Genomic DNA, 10280 nt, shown 5'->3' with positions numbered 1-10280 from the left:
GGCTACGCATCGTCGCCTTGGTGAGCCATTACCTCACCAACTAGCTAATGCGCCGCGGGCCCATCTATAAGTGACAGCGTAAACCGTCTTTCCATCTTCCCTCATGCGAGAAAAGAACGTATCCGGTATTAGCTCCGGTTTCCCGAAGTTATCCCAGTCTTATAGGCAGGTTGCCCACGTGTTACTCACCCGTCCGCCGCTAATCTCAGGGAGCAAGCTCCCATCGATTCGCTCGACTTGCATGTATTAGGCACGCCGCCAGCGTTCGTCCTGAGCCAGGATCAAACTCTCCGAAGAAATGTTTGACTTGCTCATTTGCTTTTTGATAGTGTGTGCTCACTTAAAATTTAACGTTGGCGCTTTGTTTTGTTCAGTTTTCAAAGAGCAATAATGGAGCGGGTGAAGAGAATCGAACTCTCATCATCAGCTTGGAAGGCTGAGGTTTTACCACTAAACTACACCCGCATTTAAATTTTCTTGAAATGTTACGAGAAAGGATGGTCGGGAAGACAGGATTCGAACCTGCGACCCCTTGGTCCCAAACCAAGTGCTCTACCAAGCTGAGCTACTTCCCGTAAAAAAATGGTGCGCCCGGCGGGAGTCGAACCTACAACCTTCTGATTCGTAGTCAGATGCTCTATCCAATTGAGCTACGGGCGCTAATTTCTATGATGTTAATGGTGCGGCCGAGAGGAGTCGAACCTCCACGGGGTTTCCCCCACTAGGCCCTCAACCTAGCGCGTCTGCCATTCCGCCACGACCGCGAAAGCGACTTCGTAAGTATAACACCCTTTTCATCTTGATGTCAAGAAGAAAATTATCAGTGCGGGTGAAGGGACTTGAACCCCCACGCCTTGCGGCGCCAGATCCTAAGTCTGGTGCGTCTGCCAATTCCGCCACACCCGCATACAAAATGGTGAGCCATGAAGGATTCGAACCTTCGACCCTCTGATTAAAAGTCAGATGCTCTACCAACTGAGCTAATGGCTCTAAAATAAAAATGGCTGGGCTAGAAGGGATCGAACCTTCGCATGACGGAATCAAAATCCGTTGCCTTACCGCTTGGCTATAGCCCAATGACTTGTGATAATTAACAGTCAGGTTAATATTATATCACAATAACTTTATTTTAGCAAGTGTTTCTTAAAAAAAATAATGGCGGTCCCGACGGGAATCGAACCCGCGATCTCCTGCGTGACAGGCAGGCATGTTAACCGCTACACCACGGGACCATGTTGATATGTAAGAGAGTGACCCATACGGGATTCGAACCCGTGTTACCGCCGTGAAAGGGCGGTGTCTTAACCGCTTGACCAATGGGCCTTGATATAATATGTAACTGGCGGAGAAGGAGGGATTTGAACCCTCGCGCCGCTTACGCGACCTACACCCTTAGCAGGGGCGCCTCTTCAGCCTCTTGAGTACTTCCCCAAAAAAATGGCTCCGCAGGTAGGACTCGAACCTACGACCATTCGGTTAACAGCCGAATGCTCTACCACTGAGCTACTGCGGAATAATGTAAATGGGTTCCTTTTTCATGCTCAAGGACCTTCGTGTTTGTCGTGAAGAACAAGTTGTTATCTTGTCGACTCTTATGATTATAAAGAGGTTGCAACTTAAAGTCAAGCGTTCTTTTGTGTTTTTTTATATTTTTGTTTCACCCTCTAAAAACCCCCGGTAGATCAAGGTTCCGCGGCATTTTCCACATACGAAACGGGAGGTGTCAATTCGTTTTTTTCTCATATATACCTGCTGACAGTCTTTACATGTATATTGAATCGTATTCATTTTTCTCTTTAATTGATTTGATGGCAGCGGCTTGCAAAATCTCGGAGCCCCTACCTCCATGAGTAAACGCTTGAAGTCCGCATCACGATGCTGATACCCCTTTTTTCCGATGTGAAGGTGATAATGGCATAATTCATGCTTTATGATACCAATGATTTCGTCGATCCCGCGTTCATCAAGATACTTCTTGTTAATTTCGATATTATGTGATCGCAATAAGTATCGGCCTCCTGTCGTTCTAAGGCGCGGATTAAAACTGGCAAGGTGTTTAAATCTCCTATTAAAGTCTTTCAACGATATTTCCTCTACTAGCTTTTGCAATTCCCGATTATCCATTTCCCCCTCCTATTCCCTGGTAACAGGACAACCCATTATAACATAGACTAATAATACAAGAGGAGACTAAGGGAGGAAAAGCTATGCCTAATTGGTTCCAGAATCAAATTCGTAAAGCCTTTTATGAAAAGGATTATTATCAAGTGAAGATGTTGAATCAATGCTGGTTTTTTTATCAAAGGAAAGAAAGCCCCGGTTATATATATCCAAAAAAAACTCCTTCCAATTAAAGAAGGAGCTTGCCGCAAGCTAGTTTTGTTCCTTTGGTTCGAGCATCGTCAAAGATACCCTTTGCTTTTGAGCGTCGACTTGTTCGACCCAAACCGTCACCACATCCCCAACGGCCACTATATCCAGCGGGTGCTTAACGAACCGATTGCTAAGTTTTGATATGTGCACCAATCCGTCTTGTTTAACACCAATGTCCACAAACGCACCGAAATCCACGACGTTCCTCACTGTACCTTGCAATTCCATTCCAACTTGCAGATCCTCCATTTTCAGCACATCCTGCTTAAGCAGAGGTTTTGATAATTCATCCCGAGGATCTCTTCCCGGCTTCAGTAAATCCTCTATTATATCTTTGATCGTGATTTCCCCAATGTCCAATTCATCGGCCAATTGAGCTGGGTCTAATTTGGTTAACTCCGCATTCAATGCATCATCGCCTAAATCAGCTGAAGTGAACCCCATCTTCTTCAACAGCTTATTGACGGCACCGTAGTTCTCTGGATGGATCGCGGTTTGATCCAAAGGCTCTTCGCCATTAATGATACGCAGGAACCCTATGCATTGTTCATACGTTTTCGCACCTAACCTTGGGATTTTCTTCAATTCCTTCCTGCTTGAAAACTTCCCTTCCGCTTCCCTTTTCTTGACGATATTTTGAGCAACGGATTTTGATAAACCAGCTACATATTGCAATAAGGAAGATGAAGCGGTATTGACGTTCACTCCCACTTGGTTAACAGCTGTTTCCACGACAAAGGAGAGGGATTCGCCCAGTTTTTTCTGGGAAACATCATGTTGATATTGGCCTACCCCAACTGATTGGGGGTCAATCTTCACAAGTTCAGCTAATGGGTCTTGAAGCCTTCTCCCTATCGATACGGCACTTCTCTGTTCCACTTGCAGATCCGGAAACTCTTCTCGCGCAATGTCCGAGGCAGAATATACACTGGCTCCCGCTTCGTTGACAATGATATAGGAAATATTCCCTTTGACATCTTTTAATATATCGGCAATGAACTGCTCCGATTCCCGTGACGCGGTCCCATTGCCAATCGCCACGATCTCAACCGAGAATCGCTGGAGTATCTCGATCGTTTTTTCACGCGCGGCCTGAAGCTTTGCAGCCGGTGGATGCGGGTAGATGACACTGATGTCCAGCACCTTGCCCGTTTCATCGACGACAGCCAATTTACATCCCGTTCGGTAGGCAGGATCGAGGGCAAGTACCACCTTTCCCTTAAGCGGAGGCTGCAGGAGCAGATTTCGCAGGTTTTCCGAAAATATATGAATGGCTTGATCCTCTGCTTTTTCAGTCAGCTCCTTCCTGATTTCCCGCTCTACGGATGACATGATCAAACGTTTGAAGCCATCTTCAATCGCAGATATCAGTATATCTTTTGCATCGGCATGACCATTTTTTATGATTTTTCTCTCAAGATGACCAATGATGATTTCAGTTCGCGGCTGAATCGATATCCGTAGCACTTCTTCCTTTTCCCCTCGATTAAGCGCCAAAACCCGATGCGGTACGATCCTTTGAACAGGCTCTTCGTATTCATAATACATTTCAAAGATTCTTTTCTCGTCCTTTTCTTGATTCTTAACAACCGAAATCACTTTTCCGGCTTTAAAAATCTCTGCCCTAATCCACTTTCTCAATTCTGCATCATCGGAAATATGTTCAGCTATTATATCCTGTGCTCCTGCAACAACCTCTTCAATAGAAGAAACTTCTTTTTCTTCCGAAATGAATTCCGCGGCTTTTTCATTCACTCGGGCATCCATATGGCATTCAAGCAGCCAATTGGCAAACGGCTCAAGCCCCTTTTCTTTCGCGACAGTGGCTTTCGTTCTCCTTTTTTGCTTGAACGGCCTGTATAAATCCTCGACTTCCTGCAGTTTTGTTGCCTTATCGATTTGCCTTTTTAATTCATCCGTCAATTTCCCCTGTTCACCGATTGAACGGGTAACTTCCATTTTCCTTTGGCCGAGGTTCTCTAGATAATTCCATCTTTCCATGATCGAACGAATCTCGACTTCATCAAGCGAACCTGTCATTTCTTTTCTATAACGGGCAATGAAAGGAACTGTATTCCCTTCCTGCAGCATTTGTATAACGTTTTGAACCTGGTGATTTTTCAAACTTAGCTCATTGGATATTTGTTTAATCAATTCTTTTAACGTATCTTCAACAACGATCATAACGTTTCCCTCCAGCCTTTCGAACTCATATATATAGTCTAGCAAATCAGGAATGAAGTTGCGAATTCCATATAAAAAAGCTCACTTCCGAATTACAACGAAAGTAAGCTTCCTAAAATGAATGTCGTATCATCTGCAGTTGCTGGACTGCTTTCCAATATGGATTTAGCGTTCAATTCGATAGGGGCCTGCCTTTTCAAAAATGATTTAGCACCCTTAAGCTCAAGGCCATCAGAGTAAAGAATGAATTTTGCATCCGGTTCATATTTGTATCTTTCCGTCCTGTATTTTTGTTTCCTGCCCGATAGATAACCTGTTACGGGCAACGGGTAGACAAGCTTGTCGACCTTGGGATTATACAGGAAGAAACGGATGTTACCAACGGAACTGTATACAAATTCATTCTTTTCATAAAAAATTTTCAAAATGGATACGGCCGCCCCCCGTTTGTCGATTAAAACCTGATTGCATACAGCCATCAGTGATTCGACATCCAATTCATGATTGCGTTTGACTTCTTCGATGACGGCATGGGAAGATTCGTACGCATATTTACCACTGCCGAGCCCATCTGCCAAAACACATACAAAGTATTCTTTCGTATGAAGAAAAAAATAATCATCACCACAATAGACCATTCCGTTTTTGGAGGATTGGGAGACGAGGATTTCAATTTTTTCTTCACGCAGAATAGCTTTAATCACTGTATTAACTCCGAGTTTTCAGCGTTAATCGCCTCTTGAAGCTTCTTGATTGCACGGCGCTGGAGCCTTGATACATGCATTTGGGAAATCCCAAGCTTATCGCCCGCTTCTTTTTGGCTTAAGTTTTCTAAATAGGTATGTTGGATGATCATCTTTTCACGGTCGCTCAAAACATGAAGCACCTTTTCAAGAACAAGGCGTTGATTGACCCTTTCAAACCCTTCATCCACATTCCCGAATATATCAAGCAAGGTGACGGTACCGCCATCGGAATCCGCTTCGATGGAATGATCGACAGATAAAGCTTGATAGCTTTTCCCCATCTCCATCGCTTCCAAAACCTCTTCTTCCGTCACGCCTATGCTATCGGCTATTTCATCGATCCTTGGCGAACGATGCAGCGTCGTCGTCAATTCCTCGACCGTGACCCTTATTTTCGGTCCCAGTTCCTTTATTCTTCTTGGAACATGGACACTCCAGGTCTTATCACGCAAAAACCTTTTGATTTCACCGATTATGGTAGGAACGGCAAATGCTTCGAAGCTTTTGCCGAATGATTCGTCATATCGTCTGATGGCACCTAATAAACCAATCATGCCGACCTGAGAAATATCCTCCTGAAATGATTTGCCTTTTGCGTACTTACGCGAGATCGTTTCAACCAAACCTTTATAATGGATGACTAGATTGCTTTGCGCTTCGTCATCTTGGTTCTGCTGATACGCTCTGATCCACTCGTTTACTTGTTCTCTTTGTGCCTGATTAGGTTGAGACTGTTTTTGCATCCATCTCCACCTGCTCTCCTTCTAAAAACTTAGTCATAAAAACTGTAACCCCGTCATGCTGATGAATTTTCACATCATCCATCAAAGTTTCAATGAGGTAAAGGCCCAAGCCTCCCTCTCTCATAAGTTCGACTTTTTGCCCATTTTCGTATGGTCCGAGACCTTGGCGAACTTCTTCGAAATTACAGCTCTTACCACTATCAGAAACCATGACCTCCAAGCGGTCTGGATAAAGGCCGAAACTGACCTTCACTTCCCCTTTTTCCGAATCCTTATATGCATGCTGCACCGCATTTGTACAAGCTTCACTTGTAGCGATCTTCAAATCCTCGATTTCCTCATACGCAAATCCCATACGGCTTCCTATTCCAGAAAGTGTTAAACGAATGACACCGATGAACTCTGGTTTTGCAGGTATTTTCATTTCGATGTAATCATATACTTGACTCATTCTAACCCACCCTCTGTACCACTTTTTATATCAATGATATCTGCAAGACCTGTAATATCAAATAAACGTCGCAGCCTTTCCGATAAACCAACTAAAGTGAATTCGCCATTATTCGCACGCACGCTTTTGAATGCACCGACAAACACTCCAAGACCCGTGCTATCCATGTAGGAAACTTCAGTCAAATCGATGGTGATCTTGACGTTGTCCCGTTCCGATATCGGGAATAGTGACTCCCTTAACTTCGGCGCAGTGTAAGCATCGATTTCACCTTTTAATTTCACTATAAATTCAGTATTCAATTCATTGACATCTACTGTTATATTCATCCTTGACCCACCTCTTCAAATCCTCTTCATTCTTATATCTATACCCAGAGAAAAAAAAGCTAAACATTTGATTTCAAAATTATTAAGGTGAAGTCATCCCTTAGCTGGAAGTTCTGCATTTTCTCCAATTGCTTATATATATTATTCACCATTTCCTGGGCTTGTAAATGCATATTCTTCTTAATGAAACCAATAAGTGTGTCCCTTTCTATAAATCCATCATTCGTCCGGCATTCCGTCACTCCATCAGATAATAAGATGATCATGTCCCCACGGTTCACCGTCTTTTCATATTGGCGGTACCTCGTCTTCTTATCTACTCCAAGCAAAAGACCTTTCGCATCCAAATCACTGAAAGTCCCTGAAGCGGCGTCATAATAAAAACCCGGTTCATGGCCAGCCGAAGCATAGGAGAATTTCCTGTCATGCGGATCATATAACCCATAGAACATCGTTATGAACATGCTCGGATCGACGTTATGCTCAACCACACGGTTCAAACTCTCAAGCACACTATTCGGTTCATGCCGGTGCTCAGGAAGACTATCCATGGCATATTTGATCATGGACATGCACAAGGCCGCAGGGATCCCTTTGCCGATGACATCTGCTATCCCCACTCCGATCCGCTCATTTTCATCTTGGACGAAGTGATAATAATCTCCATTCATCTGTCTGGCAGGAACACTTATCGCCCCAATTTCAAGAGACTTTATATCGGGTATTTCCGTTTCCAAAAGGGTATGCTGCACGTTTGCCGCAATTTCTATTTCCGTTTTCAATTCCTGCTGTTGATGTCTGAGGCTTTGATGTTCACGGTAGGCAATTCCATATCCCATCATGACTTCAAGCAGGAAATCGAAAGAATCCATCACTTTCCCAGGTAAATCGGGGTAAAGTTCCATTAAGTTATTTTTATGCATACTGATGATTTCTTCTGGAGATATATTGTATTTAATATGTAGGCGGCTAATCTTTTGCCCTTGATAGAGTGCCTGCTCATTTTGGTCTTTAAGATAAGTAGAAAGCGCCTCATGATACTTTTTCTCCATGTTCTCCCTATTATCCATAGTCCCCCCCTAACGGAGCCATTTCGTAGCGACAATCGTAGTCCCTTCACCTGGTGTCGATTCGATATCGAATTCATCCATCAAGCGCTTGGCACCAGGAAGCCCTGCACCCAATCCCCCTGAAGTGGTATACCCATCTTCCATGACTCTGCGGATGTCCTCAATTCCAGGCCCCTGGTCCTCTGCAATGATTTTCAATCCTGACTTCCCGTTTTGGTTAAGCTTTTCTATGCTTACACTGCCTTGTCCGGCATATAGGTAAATATTTCGGGCCAATTCGCTTATAGCCGTGGTGATCCTTGCCTGGTCGACAGTGCCGAACCCCAGCTCTTTAGCGACATTTCTTCCTAGCTGCCTTGCAGCTACAATGTCCCATTCATTAATTATTTTTACGCAGGATTGGAACTCCATTCTTTAATCCCCCAATTCCTGTTGTAATTTCTCCAGGCCCTTCTCTAAATCTAATGCTGTCATGACATCATCGAGACTGATTCCAAGTTCGATCAATGTTATTGCAACAGCTGGCTGGATTCCCGTAATTACAACCTTTGCCCCCATAAGCTTAGACATACTAAAAACATCGCCTAATACCTTTGCGATAAAAGAATCAATAAAATCTATTGAGGTAATATCTATGACAACGCCATTCGCGCTCGTTTCATGAATCTTATGCAACAAGTCCTCTTGAAATTGAAGGGCGGTCACATCATCCAATTCCCACTGTATCGAGACTAACAAGCAGTCATAAAGCTTTAATATCGGAATCCTCATCCTTATCCCTCCACCTCTACGATCTTGCGGCTCGTTAATTCCAACGCGACTTCTATTCCTTTTTTCAATGTGTTTTTGGTAATCACTTCATTTAGGTTAATCCCAAGATTAACGATGGTTTGGGCTATTTCCGGCCGTATGCCGCATAGGATGCATTTAGCTCCAACCAAACGGACCGCTTCCGCTGCCTGAATGATATGATGGGCAACCATCGTATCCACTACCGGTACACCCGTTATATCAATGAGGACGACTTCGGATCTATGCTGTACCACGCCGGTCAAGAGGTTTTCCATTATCTGTTTGGCGCGCTCCGTATCAATGGTGCCGATCAGCGGCATGACCGTAATGCCCTCCAATACAGGAATGAGCGGTGCTGAAAGCTCCTGCAAGGCTATCTTCTGCATCGACACCGTTCTTTCCCAGGTTTGCGTATATATATTGACGATTTCATTGTTTATCGGTGTGGCCCACTTATCCAAATGATTAACAAGATTGACTTGATTATCCGGAGTCACCAGACCCTTTTCCACCATTCCATTAATGACAATCAACGTGAATTTATGAAGTCCTTCGTTGACGAATGTAAGAGGCCATCCCAATTGGACGACTTTCTCGGCAAAATCCGAAAGCTTCAATGTGAATTCCTTGTTCTTACTATCTACATTCGTGATGATCATATCGATAAATTCACTGCTCGTTTGCGTGAACATACGATCAGAAACAACTTTTATCAGTCTTTCGTCCGTACTTTCCTTCATGATATCCATCCACTCGGTCAGGATGTAATCTTGATTTTGCTTAATAAAATCGTAAACCAATTGATTCATAATATCCTCCCATTCTAACACAATTGCTATGTTTTCCTGTCCTCGTCACAAGGATGTTAACTAACTGTAATGATGTTTCCATCTAGCCTTTCCATAGGTTTCCCCCTGGCACTTTCGTTTTCACTTTAACTATTTACAACATAACTTTATACCCGTTATCCGTTTAAAAAAACATATTTCAAGGAAAACATCACAACCCCGCCCTAATGACGCACCGCTCCAGACGGGTTTGATTGTACACTATTTTTATTCGTCAATTTTTTCATATTTCCTGCTCTAATGACCCATTATCACAAAACGGGGTACGATCCCCCCTTATTTCAATCATAAAAAAAACGCGATTCCCTTATCAGGAATCGCGCCATCTAAATAAATCAAGAATGATTTGTATTATAATAACGCCCGCAAAAACGGGAAAACATTTCTCTAAAACTCAATGAGACCCAAGCTGATTTGCAAAGCTTCATTGACTTTTTGCATCATAGGTTCGTCAAGATGCGTGATTTTATCAGTTAAACGCTGCTTATCGATCGTCCTGATCTGCTCCAATAAAATGACGGAATCCCGCTCGAATCCGTATTTTTTTGCATTAATCTCAACATGTGTCGGCAATTTCGCTTTTTGGATTTGAGCTGTAATGGCTGCCACGATCACAGTCGGACTGAAGCGATTACCTATATCGTTTTGTAAAATCAATACCGGACGGGTTCCGCCTTGCTCTGAACCGACCACCGGGGAAAGGTCTGCGAAGTATACGTCACCACGCTTAACAACAATCAATGG

General features: G+C 43.6%; 12 protein-coding genes, 11 tRNA genes and 1 rRNA gene. 1 reads left to right on the top strand and 23 read right to left on the bottom strand.

Annotation, left to right across the window (positions count from 1 at the left end; genetic code table 11):
* The 13 genes from AS888_RS20660 to AS888_RS20600 all read right to left on the bottom strand — a co-directional run.
* Positions 1-297, bottom strand: a 16S ribosomal RNA gene (locus tag AS888_RS20660); the annotation flags it as partial.
* 94 nt (positions 298-391) lie between these two features.
* A tRNA-Gly gene (locus AS888_RS20655) sits at positions 392-465 on the bottom strand.
* 33 nt (positions 466-498) lie between these two features.
* Positions 499-575 (bottom strand) — tRNA-Pro (locus AS888_RS20650).
* A gap of 8 nt (positions 576-583) precedes the next feature.
* A tRNA-Arg gene (locus AS888_RS20645) sits at positions 584-660 on the bottom strand.
* Positions 661-678: 18 nt separating this feature from the next.
* Positions 679-764 (bottom strand) — tRNA-Leu (locus AS888_RS20640).
* Positions 765-824: 60 nt separating this feature from the next.
* Positions 825-906, bottom strand: a tRNA-Leu gene (locus tag AS888_RS20635).
* Between the two features lie 8 nt (positions 907-914).
* Positions 915-990 (bottom strand) — tRNA-Lys (locus AS888_RS20630).
* 11 nt (positions 991-1001) lie between these two features.
* Positions 1002-1076, bottom strand: a tRNA-Gln gene (locus AS888_RS20625).
* Positions 1077-1156: 80 nt separating this feature from the next.
* A tRNA-Asp gene (locus tag AS888_RS20620) sits at positions 1157-1232 on the bottom strand.
* Positions 1233-1251: 19 nt separating this feature from the next.
* Positions 1252-1323 (bottom strand) — tRNA-Glu (locus tag AS888_RS20615).
* A gap of 17 nt (positions 1324-1340) precedes the next feature.
* Positions 1341-1431: transfer RNA gene (locus AS888_RS20610), tRNA-Ser, on the bottom strand.
* 7 nt (positions 1432-1438) lie between these two features.
* A tRNA-Asn gene (locus AS888_RS20605) sits at positions 1439-1513 on the bottom strand.
* A gap of 131 nt (positions 1514-1644) precedes the next feature.
* Positions 1645-2124, bottom strand: coding sequence for a SprT family protein (locus AS888_RS20600; RefSeq protein ID WP_061143982.1), 480 nt, complete (start codon positions 2122-2124; stop codon positions 1645-1647).
* A gap of 83 nt (positions 2125-2207) precedes the next feature.
* Here AS888_RS20600 and cmpA point away from each other — a divergent pair, with 83 nt between their 5' ends.
* A complete protein-coding gene (gene cmpA, locus AS888_RS25990) occupies positions 2208-2354 on the top strand; it encodes a cortex morphogenetic protein CmpA (RefSeq protein ID WP_155645571.1) in 147 nt (48 codons plus the stop codon).
* A gap of 19 nt (positions 2355-2373) precedes the next feature.
* Here the strand turns inward: cmpA and AS888_RS20595 are convergent, their stop codons facing one another.
* The 10 genes from AS888_RS20595 to AS888_RS20550 form a co-directional block, all read right to left on the bottom strand.
* Positions 2374-4557 (bottom strand): Tex family protein, encoded by a 2184-nt coding sequence (locus AS888_RS20595; protein WP_061143981.1) that lies wholly within the window; start codon positions 4555-4557, stop codon positions 2374-2376.
* Positions 4558-4649: 92 nt separating this feature from the next.
* The gene (locus AS888_RS20590) at positions 4650-5261 is read right to left on the bottom strand and encodes a PP2C family serine/threonine-protein phosphatase (RefSeq protein WP_260320323.1); all 612 of its coding nucleotides are present in this window, start codon (positions 5259-5261) and stop codon (positions 4650-4652) included.
* Positions 5258-6046, bottom strand: coding sequence for an RNA polymerase sigma factor SigB (gene sigB, locus AS888_RS20585; protein ID WP_061143980.1), 789 nt, complete (start codon positions 6044-6046; stop codon positions 5258-5260). Before sigB ends, AS888_RS20590 begins: the two co-directional genes overlap by 4 nt.
* Positions 6024-6497: an anti-sigma B factor RsbW gene (rsbW, locus tag AS888_RS20580; protein WP_057915601.1), complete on the bottom strand. Its 474-nt coding sequence runs from the start codon at positions 6495-6497 to the stop codon at positions 6024-6026. The genes sigB and rsbW overlap by 23 nt, the downstream gene beginning before the upstream one ends.
* A complete protein-coding gene (locus AS888_RS20575; RefSeq protein ID WP_061143979.1) occupies positions 6494-6826 on the bottom strand; it encodes an anti-sigma factor antagonist in 333 nt (110 codons plus the stop codon). Before AS888_RS20575 ends, rsbW begins: the two co-directional genes overlap by 4 nt.
* A 59-nt stretch (positions 6827-6885) precedes the next feature.
* Positions 6886-7896 carry a PP2C family protein-serine/threonine phosphatase gene (locus tag AS888_RS20570; protein ID WP_061143978.1) on the bottom strand — a complete coding sequence of 337 codons (1011 nt, stop codon included), beginning with the start codon at positions 7894-7896 and terminating at the stop codon, positions 6886-6888.
* A gap of 9 nt (positions 7897-7905) precedes the next feature.
* A complete protein-coding gene (locus AS888_RS20565) occupies positions 7906-8307 on the bottom strand; it encodes an anti-sigma regulatory factor (protein WP_061143977.1) in 402 nt (133 codons plus the stop codon).
* 3 nt (positions 8308-8310) lie between these two features.
* A complete protein-coding gene (locus tag AS888_RS20560; RefSeq protein WP_061143976.1) occupies positions 8311-8667 on the bottom strand; it encodes an STAS domain-containing protein in 357 nt (118 codons plus the stop codon).
* Positions 8668-8669: 2 nt separating this feature from the next.
* Positions 8670-9497 carry an RsbT co-antagonist protein RsbRA gene (locus AS888_RS20555; RefSeq protein ID WP_061143975.1) on the bottom strand — a complete coding sequence of 276 codons (828 nt, stop codon included), beginning with the start codon at positions 9495-9497 and terminating at the stop codon, positions 8670-8672.
* A gap of 426 nt (positions 9498-9923) precedes the next feature.
* A complete protein-coding gene (locus AS888_RS20550) occupies positions 9924-10274 on the bottom strand; it encodes a type II toxin-antitoxin system PemK/MazF family toxin (protein WP_034306610.1) in 351 nt (116 codons plus the stop codon).
* Between the last annotated feature and the right edge of the window lie 6 nt (positions 10275-10280).

Origin of the sequence: Peribacillus simplex, assembly GCF_001542915.1 — a bacterium.
Lineage (GTDB): Bacteria > Bacillota > Bacilli > Bacillales > DSM-1321 > Peribacillus > Peribacillus simplex_B.
Note: the sequence above shows the minus strand (reverse complement) of the source record. Positions and strands in the feature narration are given on the sequence as shown.

Coding starts and splice junctions, on each gene's coding strand:
- AS888_RS20600 (WP_061143982.1), bottom strand. CDS start 2,124: ATGGATAATCGGGAATTGCAAAAGCTAGTAGAGGAAATATCGTTGAAA.
- cmpA (WP_155645571.1), top strand. CDS start 2,208: ATGCCTAATTGGTTCCAGAATCAAATTCGTAAAGCCTTTTATGAAAAG.
- AS888_RS20595 (WP_061143981.1), bottom strand. CDS start 4,557: ATGATCGTTGTTGAAGATACGTTAAAAGAATTGATTAAACAAATATCC.
- sigB (WP_061143980.1), bottom strand. CDS start 6,046: ATGCAAAAACAGTCTCAACCTAATCAGGCACAAAGAGAACAAGTAAAC.
- rsbW (WP_057915601.1), bottom strand. CDS start 6,497: ATGAGTCAAGTATATGATTACATCGAAATGAAAATACCTGCAAAACCA.
- AS888_RS20575 (WP_061143979.1), bottom strand. CDS start 6,826: ATGAATATAACAGTAGATGTCAATGAATTGAATACTGAATTTATAGTG.
- AS888_RS20570 (WP_061143978.1), bottom strand. CDS start 7,896: ATGGATAATAGGGAGAACATGGAGAAAAAGTATCATGAGGCGCTTTCT.
- AS888_RS20565 (WP_061143977.1), bottom strand. CDS start 8,307: ATGGAGTTCCAATCCTGCGTAAAAATAATTAATGAATGGGACATTGTA.
- AS888_RS20560 (WP_061143976.1), bottom strand. CDS start 8,667: ATGAGGATTCCGATATTAAAGCTTTATGACTGCTTGTTAGTCTCGATA.
- AS888_RS20555 (WP_061143975.1), bottom strand. CDS start 9,497: ATGAATCAATTGGTTTACGATTTTATTAAGCAAAATCAAGATTACATC.